The organism is Alkalihalobacterium chitinilyticum (assembly GCF_029028005.1).
In the GTDB taxonomy this organism is placed as follows: Bacteria; Bacillota; Bacilli; order Bacillales; family Bacillaceae_F; genus Alkalihalobacterium; species Alkalihalobacterium chitinilyticum.
Genome location: NZ_JAOTPO010000003.1, coordinates 99,837 through 114,398, shown reverse-complemented (window position 1 = coordinate 114,398; position 14,562 = coordinate 99,837). Strand labels below are relative to the sequence as shown.

Below are 14,562 nucleotides of genomic sequence, written 5' to 3'. Positions count from 1 at the left end.
ATCATCGTGTTTCCTTTATCTCATACGGTGGCTCCAGTCCGTACGTCGCTAAACGGAACCTTGTACTTTGTTATCAAAAACTGCCACTTATGATTCGCTCCCTTTCTGCTTACATTATAGTTAGAGAAAGGGGGAGAACAATGGCAAAGTCAAAGCACGCATTTGATAAGTTTCGCCCAAATCACCTAGGTACACAGCCTAGAAAAAGTGACTCTAATAATGGTAAGAAAATGAATACAAAAGGAAATGAACACCCTGATTATGTTCCGCCAAAAGGGTAAGTGTTAAGTGCTAGTTGACCTCAATTATGATGGAGTGCTATAACCGATAGCATCTTCTCAGTTGAGGCCTAGCACTTTTTTTTTGGTGGTTAACCTCATAATTAAGTGTTTTGAGCTGTTGTTGCCAATCCTTTTTTCTCGTAACGTAAATAGTACCATGCTATCATGAAGTAAAAGAATTAAAGAGGAGATAGTATGGGTAAAGAACAATATCATTGCTGTGCTGCTTGCAAGCACTTTAGAGTCTTAAAAAACAATGGAAATACCCAATATTTTTGTTCGCGTTTAAAATACGAAACAAAACCAAATTATCAATTTAACTGTTGGGAACCAAAAGAATCGGTATTAAAAATAATGCAAAAACGTGGTGTTGAAAAGTGTTGAAATTCATCAAAAATTTGAGAAGGAAAAGTCTTGTCTAATCGTCCCAAAAAATCAATAATGAAACAAAGGTTAACTTAGGATGGAGATTAGAAGGACGTGTTTTCTATTAATAACAATAACAACCGAAATTTATCTTCTTCTCAACAAATAAGAGCCTTTGCTCTTGTTTTATTTGTTATTTATTTATCTTTACTTTTTTATGTCACTTTGTTTGCTTGGAATTATGGAGCTTCACTTGGAGCTGAAGGACCAGGTGGTCGCAATTATAATTTAATTCCTTTTAGAAGTATTTACCGGATCTCTGTTTTTAGTAAAGATATAATGGACCCAATCACCATATTACTGGGAAATATTGTGTTATTTATGCCGTTCGGTTTTTTACTTCCATTTGCAATGAAACAGTTAAAAAAAGTCATTTTAAAGGTTACAATTGCCGGCTGTATTATATCCATTTTTATTGAGTCCAGTCAGTTTATGTTCACGTATCGCGTTGCAAATATTGATGATGTAATATTAAACACGTTTGGTGCATTAGTAGGAGTACTCCTATTTGTATCTCTGCGGTTGATTAAAAGGCGAGTTATTATCTTCTACAACAAATAAGGAACCTTAACATTTTAGTTAAGGTTCCTTATTTGTTTATAACTCATTGAGATGTAAGACACGTTTTTTCCAAAGTCTGTAGCAACCGAAGACGATTCCTACAAATACTACATAAAAGAAGAAGATAAGAATCAGGTCCCTCGGATTGGTTACTAGTGTATTCCCAACGATGGCAAATAACATCATGGATGGCATCTTTCCTAGGGAGGATGCAACGGCATAGTTAATAAATGAAACTCTGCTTAAAGCAGCATAGACGTTAACGATGATCGAAGGAATAAATGGTATGAGTCGACTTAAAAATAAGGCGAAAAATGCATTTCGCTCAAACAAAACGGTAACTTTCTCTAAAGGCTTGTAGTTACGCAAGATGGCGTTACCCCAATCTTGAAAACTAAAACGAACGACCAAAAACATAATAATAGAAGCTGCAGATGAGCCTACCCAAATGACAAAGGCTCCTAAAGCTGGCCCGAAAGCGGCACCCACGATTCCGCCAATAATAGGGTATGGGATAATGGGAAATAAAGATAATAAAGTGGCAACAATCATCGTTAATAATAGATAATTTCTAGCATACGTATTTAGCCAGCCGATTAATTGATCTCCATAAATGTATAGTAAATATCCGATGATAATATAAAGAGTAACTGCCCCAATTTTTTTAAACATTAAACTCTCCTCGTTGCAAATATAGTGTGGTTAAGGTAATGAGCACTGATTTTGATTTTAATAGTAACTTAACCAATTATAACGAGACAGGTCTTTTATTTAAAGAAATTAGCTGAAAAAACTTTTTACTTTTCACAATTAGTTCACATTGCTAATATATAATGTATAATACATAGATGAATACTTGGTTTTATAGGAGTGAAAGTAGTAATGAAAAAATTAGTTGGTTTATTAATTGTTTTTTGCTTATTAATGCCTTTACAAGTGTTGGGGCATTCATATGTCGGTTCATCGACACCAAGTGAAGGAGAAGTTGTAAGTGAACCATTAAAAGAAATTTTATTACAGTTTGATGCGGGCATTGAAGAACATACGTCGATCGAACTTGTTGATGAGGACGGAGTAAACGTTTCAATTCGTGATCAATATGTTCAAGAACGAACTTTAGTGGTGTTACTAGATGAGTTGGTTTACAGTGGTGATTATACAATACAATGGACGGCGCTAGGAAGTGATGGACACACAACTGAAGGTACGATTTCATTTACAGTTGATGCGCCTCAGCCAGAAGTCGTTAACGAAGAGGTTCCTGAAGCAAATGATGAAGATGTTCCACAGATTAATGAAGAAGTTACAGAAGAAGAAATAATTGACGAAGAACTAGTTGAGAGTGAAGAAAACATAGAAGAAGAGACTGTAGAAGCGACAAATATTATTTTATTTATCCTAATTGGTTTGGTTGTAGTGATCGGAGCTTTAGTCCTTTTACGTCGCCGTAAATAAGTGGAAGGGGGGATTATAAATGGTTGAAGTGAGTCAGGCTTTAATGTATGTTTTATTTTCATTTTTGCTAGGTATAGCTTTACTATTAGTTATACCTAGTCAATGGAGACCTTCGTTTTTTGTGAAAAGCCGTTTCGTTTATGGAAGCATTGGTTTAATCCCCTTGTTAAGTATCGTACCGGTAATATCAGTGTCCTATTTTATTCATATACAATATGAAGCACCATTCGTCTCTACTTTCACACAAGTTGTGCTTGGCTATAAAATCGGGCAAGCTTGGATGGTTACGATGATTTTGGCTTTACTCGTTAGTGTTAGTTATTTTATCGTTGAGCAGACGCCAACCGTAATCTCAAAAAGCCTGTTTTTTATACTCGTTCTTGCGTATACAGTTTCATCAAGTTGGGCTAGTCATGCCGCTTCTTTAGACGAAGCTGGTGGCTTTTTGTATAATGGTATGCACTTTATTGCTGCAACCATCTGGATGGGTACAATATTAATTGTCAGTTGGTTTGCGAAGGATGATAATTTACACAAATGGTCCTCGTTTATTCGATGGTTTTCTCCTGTCGCACTAGGTGCCGTAAGTATGTTAATCTTATCGGGATTATTATTAATGACAATTATTGTTCCAGAGTATGTGAACTCTTGGGTGCTTTCTTATGGGCAGTTATTGCTTTTGAAGCATATCTTAATTATTCCAATCGTAGTGTATGGGGTAGTCCATGGCTTCTTATTAAGAGTAAGGCTACAAAAAGTTGGTATCTCGCGCTTTAAGCGAACCTTAAAAGCAGAAAGTATTGTCGGTCTAATGATTTTTGTAATTACAGCTATTATGACTGAAAGAGTACCACCGCATGAAGTCGCTAGAACATTACAATCGACGGATCCTTCCTTGTTATATCAATGGGTGGTCGGTGATCATTTGGGTTCATTGGTGCCGCTTTCTTTCTCGTTTAATTGGTTGTCAACAAGCCTTTTAGTCGGTGCTTCAGTCCTGCTTATTCTGTTAATAGTTGAAATTTTGAAAGGTAAAGGGGTAATTAGGGTTACGATCGTGTCTTCTTCTTTTGTGGTAGTGACTTTAATAGGACTTTTACTGAGCACGCAGCCATCAAGTCAAGGTTGGATTGGGGAAGAGGCGTTTGTTACTCCGTTAGAAGCCATTCAATCAAGTCAAGATGGCGAGATCGAAGTATTGGTTGAACGTAAACTTCCAGATGGTTTTGTCGCGGTTGTTTATCATATTGATTACGATCGATTAGCAGCAGATCTTTTATATAAAGAGGGCGGAGATTATTATAAAGTTAATGATAGTAACTTAATGATTGGTGGTATTCCAATTAGTGAAATGGATCATAAAATTCGTACGTTTATTGTGCGAAATGGTCCATGGCTTCAAGACGATCAGCCATACACGTATGTGACAATTGGGCATATTCGTGAGCCGATAGGTGTAGACCGAGTGACCATTTATTTTGAAGGGGACACAAGTGAAACACGAGTAGAAAACAATACGTTTATCAACGTAATTAGTGCTGATACAGAATGGGATCCGAATCATCCGATTGAATTTTTCGATGAAAATGAGGAAGTAATTGGCGGATACATGAGAGGCTTTCTTGAAGAAGGGGTCTATTGCCATTAGTAACGGTGTTGGGGGAACGATAATAGTTCCCTTTTTTTTTATTTTTCGATAAAAGGGTATTAACCGTATGTTGTGTTAATTTTTTTAAAGGAAGAATTAAAATTTCGAAGATGTCTAGATCCAGGCCCTATTAAACAGGCGCCTTCCGCCTTTCGAAGATGTCTAGCTCCAAGCGCCATCGGCTCGAGGTCGCTTCGGTCCATCAAAAGTGTCTAAAGAGCAAGCCACTTAATGCTGGCCCTCCAGCGCTTGTCGGCGATAAACAGGCGCTTTCCGCTTTTCTTAAAATCCGAAAACTTCACATATTTCGTTTTCCGAAAAAGGTGTTACAATAAAGAAAATAATCGTGAAATTGAGGGAGTAAAATGGAAAAACAAAAAACACCTATTTTAACGTACATAATGTTAGCGGTGGCAACGAGTATTTGGGGAAGTGCATTTATTGCTGGGAAGGTTGCGGTAGAGAGCTTTGAACCTGCTACAGTTGCCTTTTTTCGTTTCCTCGGAGCGGCAATTTTGTTGTTTCCAATTATGTGGGTGATGGAGAAAAATCGTCCGAAGCCTACTAAAAAAGATTGGGGACTGTTTGCATTATTAGGCTTAACCGGTATAGCGATTTATAATATTTGTTTCTTTTTAGCGAGTAAACATGCACCGGTAATTAAAAGTTCTCTTTTCATTGCATCGAACCCGGTATTGATTGTATTATTATCAGGTTTATTTTTAAAAGAAACGATTACAAAACGTCATATTGTGGGAATGAGTGTAGCTTTATTTGGTGTTGCCATCATTATTACAAATGGCCACCTCTTAGATTTAGTAAAGCTAGGCTTTGAACCGATTGATTTTATATTATTAGGAGCGGTTATTAGCTGGGCACTCTATAGTGTATTAGGAAAAGTTGTGCTAGGAAAATATAGTGCCATTGTATCAACGACGTACGCTGTATTTTTTGGAACCCTCTTTTTATTACCATTCGCGTTATATGAACTTACATGGACCCAAGTACAAGGCGCGTCAATCGGGGTATGGGCGTCTCTTCTTCATATGAGTGTATTTGTTACAGTTATTAGTTTTATTATGTACTACCAAGGTATACAAAAAGTCGGTGCTGCTAAGGCATCTATCTTTATCAATGTTATGCCTGTTTCAGCTGTTATTATGGCGACGTTGTTTCTAGGGGAAACTTTTACATTAGCCCATGGCGTTGGAGCTGCTTTCGTTCTGTCAGGGGTTTATATAGGCACCTATGTAAAAGCAAAGAAACAAAAAGAGGATATTCAGGAAAAACAGGTGATGGTAAAATAAAGAAATAAGTTGGACATAGAGGTGAACATCTTGATGAACGAACTAAGAGTATCCATTGACCAAATTCAAAATGACGTCCAAGTATGGTTAGAGGAACCTGAACAATTTATTCAAGAAGCTTTAGCGCTTCGTTATCTTACTATTTTAGAGGACCGCACGGAACCCGTATCCGGCAGACTGCGTGCTGCGGTTTTAAGCTTATTGGCTTTAAAAAGAAGTAACCGTTATAGTCTTGATGATCCGTTGCTGAAAAAGTGGTTAGATGAGGCATTGACAATTGAACCGAATCATCCTTTGGCTAATGAAATCCATACAGAACGGTTAATCTCACAATTAGAAATAGATATTATCCCAGAAAAATTACCGCAAATTCGGGAAACAGACCATGGGGCTTCGAAGAAAAAGATCGCTCAAGATTATTTTCAAATCGCAAATCAATTTTTTTCGAAAGCTTCGGAAGTTCATTCTATTCTTCATCAAGCCAAACAGGCAGCTGAAATGAATCAAAATAATAAACAAATCGAAACAGTAAATCAACTTGAAAAGATCATCACAGATTTACATGAACCGATGTTAGCTATTGCAAAAGCGACTGAAGCTTACCAAGAGTCTGCCACAGGCATCTTTTATTCTGCGTCACAGTTAAAGGAAATTAGGGCTTCGATAAAAGTTATCGAGGAACTTAAAGAAGCTTGGCAAGAAGCGATTCAAAAAGAAAATGAAAAGATGACATCAACCGACCAAGATCAATATCCGCAATCGCTAAAAACGTTAAATCAAATGATCGGTTTAAAAGACGTGAAGGAACGAGTTAAAGGACTGTATCATTTTCTTCAATATCAACGTCGACGAAAAGAAGAAGGGTTTCGCATTCAAGATGACTTAAGTTTAAATATGATCATTACAGGGAATCCCGGAACCGGCAAAACGATGTTAGCTCGACTTTTAGCAAAAATTTATTATGAACTCGGGGTCTTGCCGCGAGAAGATGTGCTTGAGGTCGATCGTTCTCAGCTTGTTGGCGGATTTGTAGGACAAACGGAAGAAAATACAATAAACATGATTGAAAAATCACTCGGAGGCATTCTTTTTATTGATGAAGCTTATAGTTTAAAACGGGAAGGTGCCGGAAGCAATGACTATGGTCAAGCAGTAATTGATACATTAGTTTCAGCGATGTCCAGCAGCGATTATGCTGGGAAATTTGCAGTTATATTAGCAGGTTATCCAGAAGAAATGCGCCAATTTCTTTGGGCGAACCCAGGTCTTAGAAGCCGATTCCCGGAGCCGAATCATATTCATCTACCCGACTATTCTATTGATGAGTTGTTATTAATTGGTGAAAGAATGGCACTCGATAATGATTTTGTGTTCTCAATGGACGGGGTGAGAGAATTAAGAAAACGGATTGAAACAGAGCAAGTAGATGAAACATTCGGTAACGCACGGACAGTGAAAAATATCGTACTTGATGCCATTTTTAAAAAAGGATCGCAGGTCGATACGGCGAATTCATTAACAATCGATCAACTTACGGTGCTTGACGGCAAAGATGTTAAAGCTGACCAACGTACAGTTGAAGAAAACGCAGAAAGTGCATTGGAACAACTGTCTCGTTTAATTGGTTTAGATGAAGTAAAGCGGGAAGTACAAGCACTTAGTTCATTAGTGCGTGTTCAACAATTAAGAGCAGAAAAGAACATGCGTGTCATACCCGTTCAGCTTCATTCTATTTTTACAGGTAACCCAGGAACGGGTAAAACGACAGTGGCTAAGCTCTTCTCCAAATTATTAAAGGAAATGGGTTTATTAAAACGCGGGCATGTCGTCGTCGCTGGTCGAACAGATCTTGTGGCTGGCTATATGGGACAAACAGCCATAAAAACGAAGAAAAAAATTCGAGAAGCCTTGGGTGGAGTCCTCTTTATTGATGAAGCTTATTCATTAGCTGCAGGTGGCGAAAAAGACTTTGGTCGAGAAGCTATTGATACATTAGTTGAAGAGATGACGAGACATAATGAAAACTTAGTCGTGATCTTAGCGGGTTATCCGAATGAAATGAAGCATTTGATTGGGCAAAACCCTGGATTAGAGTCGAGATTTAAAAAGTATATTCACTTTGATGATTATTCAAAGGACGAAATCTTACGTATGGTGACGATGTATGCATTAGAGTACGGTTACCAACTAGATAACGGCGCCATAAATCATATCGAAAAAGAAATCCAAAACATTACAATAACAAGTAATGGTCGTTATGCCGTAAATTTAGTTGAATTAGCCATACGTGAACAAGCACAACGCATTTGTCAGTTAAAAGAAGATGAAATTCAACCAGATGACCTGATGATGTTAATGAAAGAGGATTTTGTTTTTTAACACTCGAATTAGATTTTTAGGAAATTTCAAAGAAAGAGTGCAACTTTAGGGAAGGAGCTCTAAATATGAAAAAGTCAGTAACTGAAATTGAAGTCCGATATAAAGAAACAGATCAAATGGGAGTCGTTCATCACTCGAATTACGTCGTATGGTGTGAGTTAGGTCGTACCCATTTAATAAGAGAATTAGGTTTTAATTATGCTGAAATGGAAAGTGACGGGGTTTTGTCTCCAGTTACTGCAATTAATTTAGCTTATAAATTTCCAGCTAAATATGGGGATACAGTCACAATTGAAACGTGGATAGAACGCTATGATGGAATAAGAGTCGTATATGGATATAACATTGTAAATGGGGACGGGGTTCAATGTGTAACAGGGACTAGTGAACACGTTTGTGTTAAGAAAGAATCCTTCCGCCCTATTTCCATCAGAAAACATTTACCGGATTGGCATGCTGTTTATGAGCGTGAAAAAAAGGCAGTAGAGTAAATTTCTAAGCCGAATATAAAGGAACCTCCAGCAGCAAAATAGATTTGTACAAATCTTAAGGAGGCTTTTCCATGGCTAAACCAGATAACCGTAAAAATAATGTAGAGCGATTACAACAAATGCGAGAGAATACGATCCAAAACATTGAAGCAGCTGAAGAGACTTTAGCTCAAAGTGATGTGGATGGTGCTGAAAGACAAGCTATTGAGCAAAAAAATGACCGTCGCCGTGAAAGTATCCATGCATTTGAATCTGAAATTAAAGATGAACAAGAAGACCGTGAACGTGGCAATTATTAACTCGATGGAGAAGCAGGTATTGTGAAAAGGCAATCCTGCTTTTTTTGATGCCTATGTGAACTTAAAAAATACTGAACTTATTTTTTTGATCATTAGGCGCTAAAGTCATATGTCAATATGCGCTTCTGATTTTCGTGTTAAAATTAATATGATAGATTTTTTAACAAAAGAACTGATAACATAAAAAATGTAATGTATATGTTAGGGTGGAGAAACTCGTTTGTCATTAGTGAAAACGGGCAAATTAATAGCAGGATGGAAAGTTACTGGGGGTAATATAATTGGAAAAAATGCAACAGCAGATTATACAAGCGTTACAAGTGCAAGCTAAAATCGAGCCAACTGAAGAGATTCAACGTAGAGTTGATTTTTTAAAACGATACTTACTGCATACTCAAACGAAAGGGTATGTACTTGGCATCTCAGGAGGACAAGATTCAACGTTAACAGGAAAACTCGTTCAAAAAGCAGTCGATGAATTAAATAGTGAAACTAAATCTGATCAATATACGTTTATAGCTGTACGACTTCCCTATGGTGTTCAACTAGATGAACAGGATGCACAAGATGCACTAGATTTTATTCAACCTTCACAAAGGGTGACAGTTAATATAAAACCGGCAGTTGATGCAGCATATTCATCATTTACACAAGCAACGGGACAAACGTTATCAGATTTTAATAAAGGTAATACAAAGGCAAGGGAACGAATGAAAGTTCAATATGACATTGGTGCACACCATCAATGTTTAGTTGTAGGTACGGACCATGCAGCTGAAGCTGTTACTGGATTTTATACAAAACATGGCGATGGTGCTTGTGACATAGCCCCTTTGTTTGGGTTAACAAAACGTCAAGGAAAAGCGTTGTTAAAAGAATTAGGATGTCCATCGCATTTATATGAGAAAGCACCAACTGCAGACTTAGAAGAAAATAGACCAGCATTGCCAGACGAAGTGGCACTCGGTATGACTTATGAACAGTTAGATGATTATTTAGAAGGAAAAGAAGTACCATCTGATATTAAAGAAAAAATTGAAAAGCGTTATATAATGACTGAACATAAACGAAAACTACCAGTAACGGTATTTGATACTTGGTGGAAAAGTGAATAGTTAACTTAGAACCTGCCATCAGTTAAGAGGCTATTCCACTTGACCGATGGTTCTTTCACATAAATGCCATAAAACAAATGTATGAAAGAAGCTCCCTCCACATAATATTCAATGGGTCCATCTAATACCAATTGTAAAAGAGGGAGTAAATGATGATTAAGCAAAAATATATTTTATTATTAGCGCTGAGTTCGATATTATTTGGTGTTGTCGGTTTTTGGGCAGGGACAAACTATGGGTCTACTATGGTGAATTCTGAAGTTATTGAAACGATAAGTGACCGGTTAGAGATTGGCGATTCCGTAGAAATTAATGGTCTTGATTTTAGATTAAATGAAGTAAAACTTGAACCAACAGATGAGGAATATGGATATATCATTGCTGACGTAAGCATTACCAATAGGAAAGAACAAATCCATGAGTTCACTTTACACAAGCTGACGATGGTTGATGAAGAAGGGTTCGCCTATAAGCATGACCACCACTATGAAACAAAGGGGATCTTAGGCGGTCAGATTGCACCAGGACGAACCGTAAGGGGTGAAGCAGCATTTTTGGTACCGCTAAATGATAGCTATGAATTTATCTACACAGATCATTTGCGAACAGGACAAGTGATCTGGTATGTTGATTATGAAAGGATAAAAATGGTGAACGACGAAAAGGACTGATTGGATGAAAAGTGGGCATTCAAATACGGATTTACATATGCATTCTACTGCTTCGGATGGTGGTTATCGGCCAGAAGCACTCCTAAAAAAGTGTAAAGAAGTAGGTCTTGAATACATTGCGTTAACAGATCATGACACGACTGCAGGTGTTAAGGAAGCGGTTGAAACAGGTAAACAATTAGGTATAACTGTAATCCCAGGAATTGAATTTTCAACAAAGTATAATGGGAAAAGTGTTCATATTCTTGGCTATGGTCTAGATTACGATAATGAAGAATTATGTGAGATGTTAAAGGGCCAACAAGAGATGAGAAGAAAGAGGCTCGATGTCATTATAAGGAAATTAAAAGATGTCGGTCTAATCGTAACAGCTGAAGATGTGCTAGAGTTTGTAGACGGGGGAAGTATTGGAAGACCTCACGTGGCAAAAGCGTTAATTAAAAGAGGGTATGTGAAAGACGTAGCGGAAGCCTTTGATAGATTTTTAGCAGAAGGACGGCCTTGTTATGTACCAAAGGAAAAAGAAATGACGCCAGAAGAAGCATTGAATTGGATTAAACGGATGAATGGTGTTTCAATTCTAGCTCATCCGGTGTACTATGATTTGGATGACTGGATTGAAACACTTGTTGCTGACTACGGTTTAGATGGGGTAGAAGTTTATCACCGTGATCATTCACCAGAAGACCGTAACCGTTATGAGCATCTTATTCAACAGATTGAGGAAAAGTATAAACTGTCATTGCTGAGAACCGGGGGTTCGGATTTCCACCATGAAGATTATGGCAGAGTACCAGAACCTCTTGGAATTACAAGAATTGATAATTATTTTGCAGAACAATTATTAACAAAAATTCACAAAATGAGGAGATAAGCCCCCCTTTATTACAAGAAAATTATGTTAAAATAAAAGTATTACATAATTGTAAAGAGAGTGAAGGGAATTGCGTCTTATACAGATAGAAGAATACAATCAAAAAACAATGGAACTGGCCAAGCCGATCTATGATGTTAAGGGGAGAGTTTTACTCGGGGCAGGTCATCGGATTCATCCAAAATACTTAGAAAAACTAAAAAGCTTAAAGATTAGCTATTTAATTATAGAAGATGCAGTTTCTAGTGGAATTACATTAGATGAAATGGTTGATATGCCTACGTGGATTGATGCAATCAGATCCGTACATTTTGCTTATAAAGCGGTAAAAGATAAACAATTGCTGCCGTTCCGAGATATTCAGAATACGGTGAAAAAGTTAATAACTGAGGTTAGAAGTCGTCGAGTTATTATGTTAGCTCCTTCTACTTCTGCAGCAGATGAAGTACAAGAACAAGCCCATTGTGTCAATGTAACATTAATTGCACTGCAAATGGGGAAGTTTCTTCAATACAATGAGCTTCAGCTAAAGGATCTCGCTTTTGGGTGTTTAGTTCATGATATTGGTAAAGCTGTAACTGATGTTTATGAGGAACATCCCATTAAGGGATTTAACTTAATTCGTAACGTTCGTGAAGTGAACTTGGTTTGTGCTCATATTGCCTACCAACATCATGAGTGCTTTCGTGGACAGGGATTTCCAAGAAAGATTAGTGGAAATGAGATATTGGAGTTTGCTCAAGTGTGTGCAATTGCCAATGAGTACGAAAACCTTATTGCAAGAGAGGGCATAAGTCCTTATACGGCAATAGAGATGCTTATGACGAAGTCGGATAAAGTATATTCTCATCGAATAGTAGATGCATTGTTTAAAAGCGTTCCTTCTTATTTACCGGGGATGAAAGTAGAGCTAAATACAGGTAATGAAGCCATTGTTACAAAGATAGAAACCCACCTTCATCGCCCTCATTTAAGACTGCTTGAAAACGGGGAAGAGTTTTCGTTAGAAGACAACCCAACCGTTATTATTACGCGAGAGTTGTCTCCTTTTTAATATTAGAGATTAGCTTTCTCCATCATTTAAATTAGAATGACTAGAAATAAATATTTCGTTTAAAGCTTGGGAAGCTAGTTGATCGGCTTCCCGATTTTCTTTTCTCGATACTGATTGATAATTGACTTTGTAGCCTAGTTGTTTAGTTTTTTTCTCTATTCGATCTAACCAGCGCTCTAAGTCTTCCTCGTAACAAGGCCATTCATTAGTTAATTGGTTAATGACCACTAGTGAGTCACCTTTTATCGTAAGTTCTGTATGATGGACTTCTTGTTCTTCTAACTGTAGCAGTAAGTTCCATAGAGCGGCGTATTCCGCTTCATTGTTCGATTCGATTTCTTCAATACGCTCATTTTTTCGGATGCGAAATTTCTGTCCGTTTTTTTCATAATAAATCACGACACCGAGCCCGGCGGTTTTTGTTGGCTTGTCGAAACCTCCATCAAAATAGGCGATAATTTGCTGGGGTTCTTCTGCTTCTTTTTCTAACAGTTTTTCAAGTTCTTTTTTAGTCCATTCGGAGTCCATTTGATCGAAATATTGTAACTGTTTCACTCTTCCTGTTTTTTCAATATCCCTCGTCATATAAAGAATATCTTGAACACTCATAAAGTCGGTTGTAAGTAAATACGTTTTTTTACTTTTTGGAATTTGATAGTTCCATTCTAATCGGACTTTCATACGATCCACCTCGATCTTAATTAACTAGTTCTGCTATGTAATTTAATAAGGAGATTAGGCTCAACACAATAATGCGTGAGCCCAATATCTAAAGAAAAAAACAGTCATCGTAAATATAAACAAAATAACAATTGCGAATTATATAAATTCATGATAATTTAATAAATTAAAAGGGTAAAGTTTTTACATCATCTTTTTCAGTTTTTTATTAAGAAATCCATTAAGAAGTTTAATCCCCTGTTTTATCAGGATAAGCTTGACTACTTTGCGAATAACAGGTCCAATCATAATATAATTCCTCCTAATGTTTATTTATGTTTAGGATGGTTGATTTACTTAAGATTTATCCTGTCAAAAAGGAGTTAGAAAAATGCCGATTAGAGTTCCAGATCATTTACCAGCAAAAGAAATTTTATCGAGTGAAAATATCTTTGTCATGGACGAAAGCAGGGCGTATAAGCAAGATATTCGTCCATTAAAAATTGTTATTTTAAACTTGATGCCGATTAAAGAAGTAACTGAAACCCAATTACTTCGTCTGTTAGGTAATAGTCCGCTGCAAGTAGATGTCGTATTTATCCATCCAGATACACACAAATCAAAAAATACGTCTGAAGAACATTTATCTTCTTTTTATAAAACATTTGAAGATATAAAAAATCAAAAGTTTGACGGTATGATTATTACAGGAGCCCCTATTGAGAAGTTAGTTTTTGAAGAAGTCAACTATTGGGATGAGTTAAAACAAATTATGGAGTGGACAATCTCCAATGTGACGTCAACACTACATATTTGTTGGGGGGCACAAGCCGGGTTGTATTATCACTATGGAGTGCCTAAATATCCACTTGAGAAAAAGATGTTTGGTGTGTTTGCTCATCATGTAAATAATGAATCCAACATTAAATTGCTTAGAGGCTTTGATGATGTCTTCTTAGCTCCTCATTCGCGTCATACAGAAGTGAGAAAGGAAGATATAGAAAAAGTACCAGATTTAGATATACTTAGTGAGTCACCTGAAGCAGGCGTTTATATCGTTGCTTCAAGAAATGGTAAACAGATATTTGTGTCAGGACATTCTGAATATGACTGTACAACGTTGCAAGATGAATACGAAAGAGACGTAAATAAAGGACTCGGTATAGAAATGCCGATTAACTATTTTCCGAATGATAATGCAAAAGAAACACCATTATTACGTTGGCGAGCCCACTCGAATTTATTATTTTCAAACTGGCTCAATTATTATGTTTATCAAGAAACACCATATGATCTATCAAAATGATAAACAGGCTGGCTCAAAAATAGAGCTAGCCTGTT

Annotated in this window: 16 protein-coding genes; 14 read left to right on the top strand and 2 right to left on the bottom strand. The window is 36.9% G+C overall.

The features are described from left to right. Positions 1–140: 140 nt before the first annotated feature. From N7Z68_RS05495 to N7Z68_RS05485, 3 genes are all read left to right on the top strand, one after another. Positions 141–281, top strand: a complete 141-nt coding sequence (locus N7Z68_RS05495; protein ID WP_216827844.1) for an acid-soluble spore protein N — start codon at positions 141–143, stop codon at positions 279–281. Between the two features lie 195 nt (positions 282–476). Next, positions 477–665: a hypothetical protein gene (locus N7Z68_RS05490; RefSeq protein ID WP_275117465.1), complete on the top strand. Its 189-nt coding sequence runs from the start codon at positions 477–479 to the stop codon at positions 663–665. Positions 666–761: 96 nt separating this feature from the next. Continuing rightward, complete coding sequence (locus N7Z68_RS05485; protein WP_308447211.1) at positions 762–1,268, top strand: VanZ family protein; 507 nt, start codon at positions 762–764, stop codon at positions 1,266–1,268. A 36-nt stretch (positions 1,269–1,304) separates the two neighbouring features. Here N7Z68_RS05485 and N7Z68_RS05480 read toward each other — a convergent pair whose 3' ends face one another. Next, on the bottom strand, positions 1,305–1,940 hold the full coding sequence (locus N7Z68_RS05480; protein ID WP_275117464.1) for a TVP38/TMEM64 family protein: 636 nt from the start codon (positions 1,938–1,940) through the stop codon (positions 1,305–1,307). A 210-nt stretch (positions 1,941–2,150) separates the two neighbouring features. On the opposite strand from N7Z68_RS05480, the gene N7Z68_RS05475 reads away from it, so the two are divergent. The 10 genes from N7Z68_RS05475 (at position 2,151) to N7Z68_RS05430 (ending at position 12,561) form a co-directional block, all read left to right on the top strand. Continuing rightward, positions 2,151–2,723 (top strand): copper resistance CopC family protein, encoded by a 573-nt coding sequence (locus N7Z68_RS05475; protein WP_275117463.1) that lies wholly within the window; start codon positions 2,151–2,153, stop codon positions 2,721–2,723. Between the two features lie 19 nt (positions 2,724–2,742). Then, on the top strand, positions 2,743–4,371 hold the full coding sequence (locus tag N7Z68_RS05470) for a CopD family protein (protein WP_275117462.1): 1,629 nt from the start codon (positions 2,743–2,745) through the stop codon (positions 4,369–4,371). A gap of 365 nt (positions 4,372–4,736) precedes the next feature. After that, on the top strand, positions 4,737–5,678 hold the full coding sequence (locus tag N7Z68_RS05465; RefSeq protein WP_275117461.1) for a DMT family transporter: 942 nt from the start codon (positions 4,737–4,739) through the stop codon (positions 5,676–5,678). Between the two features lie 33 nt (positions 5,679–5,711). Continuing rightward, positions 5,712–8,057: an AAA family ATPase gene (locus N7Z68_RS05460; protein ID WP_275117460.1), complete on the top strand. Its 2,346-nt coding sequence runs from the start codon at positions 5,712–5,714 to the stop codon at positions 8,055–8,057. A gap of 65 nt (positions 8,058–8,122) precedes the next feature. Then, complete coding sequence (locus N7Z68_RS05455; RefSeq protein ID WP_275117459.1) at positions 8,123–8,548, top strand: acyl-CoA thioesterase; 426 nt, start codon at positions 8,123–8,125, stop codon at positions 8,546–8,548. 71 nt (positions 8,549–8,619) lie between these two features. Continuing rightward, positions 8,620–8,847 carry a small acid-soluble spore protein Tlp gene (gene tlp, locus N7Z68_RS05450; protein WP_275117458.1) on the top strand — a complete coding sequence of 76 codons (228 nt, stop codon included), beginning with the start codon at positions 8,620–8,622 and terminating at the stop codon, positions 8,845–8,847. A gap of 290 nt (positions 8,848–9,137) precedes the next feature. Then, the gene (nadE, locus tag N7Z68_RS05445) at positions 9,138–9,962 is read left to right on the top strand and encodes an NAD(+) synthase (RefSeq protein WP_275117798.1); all 825 of its coding nucleotides are present in this window, start codon (positions 9,138–9,140) and stop codon (positions 9,960–9,962) included. Positions 9,963–10,111: 149 nt separating this feature from the next. Continuing rightward, on the top strand, positions 10,112–10,633 hold the full coding sequence (locus tag N7Z68_RS05440) for a DUF4352 domain-containing protein (RefSeq protein WP_275117457.1): 522 nt from the start codon (positions 10,112–10,114) through the stop codon (positions 10,631–10,633). Positions 10,634–10,637: 4 nt separating this feature from the next. Continuing rightward, positions 10,638–11,507: a PHP domain-containing protein gene (locus N7Z68_RS05435; protein ID WP_275117456.1), complete on the top strand. Its 870-nt coding sequence runs from the start codon at positions 10,638–10,640 to the stop codon at positions 11,505–11,507. Between the two features lie 70 nt (positions 11,508–11,577). Next, complete coding sequence (locus N7Z68_RS05430; RefSeq protein WP_275117455.1) at positions 11,578–12,561, top strand: HD-GYP domain-containing protein; 984 nt, start codon at positions 11,578–11,580, stop codon at positions 12,559–12,561. A 9-nt stretch (positions 12,562–12,570) separates the two neighbouring features. Here N7Z68_RS05430 and N7Z68_RS05425 read toward each other — a convergent pair whose 3' ends face one another. Next, entirely contained in the window at positions 12,571–13,242 is a 672-nt protein-coding gene (locus N7Z68_RS05425) for a reverse transcriptase-like protein (RefSeq protein WP_275117454.1), read from the bottom strand. 370 nt (positions 13,243–13,612) lie between these two features. Here N7Z68_RS05425 and metA point away from each other — a divergent pair, with 370 nt between their 5' ends. Next, positions 13,613–14,527, top strand: coding sequence for a homoserine O-acetyltransferase MetA (gene metA / locus N7Z68_RS05420; protein WP_275117453.1), 915 nt, complete (start codon positions 13,613–13,615; stop codon positions 14,525–14,527). The last annotated feature ends 35 nt before the right edge of the window (positions 14,528–14,562 follow it).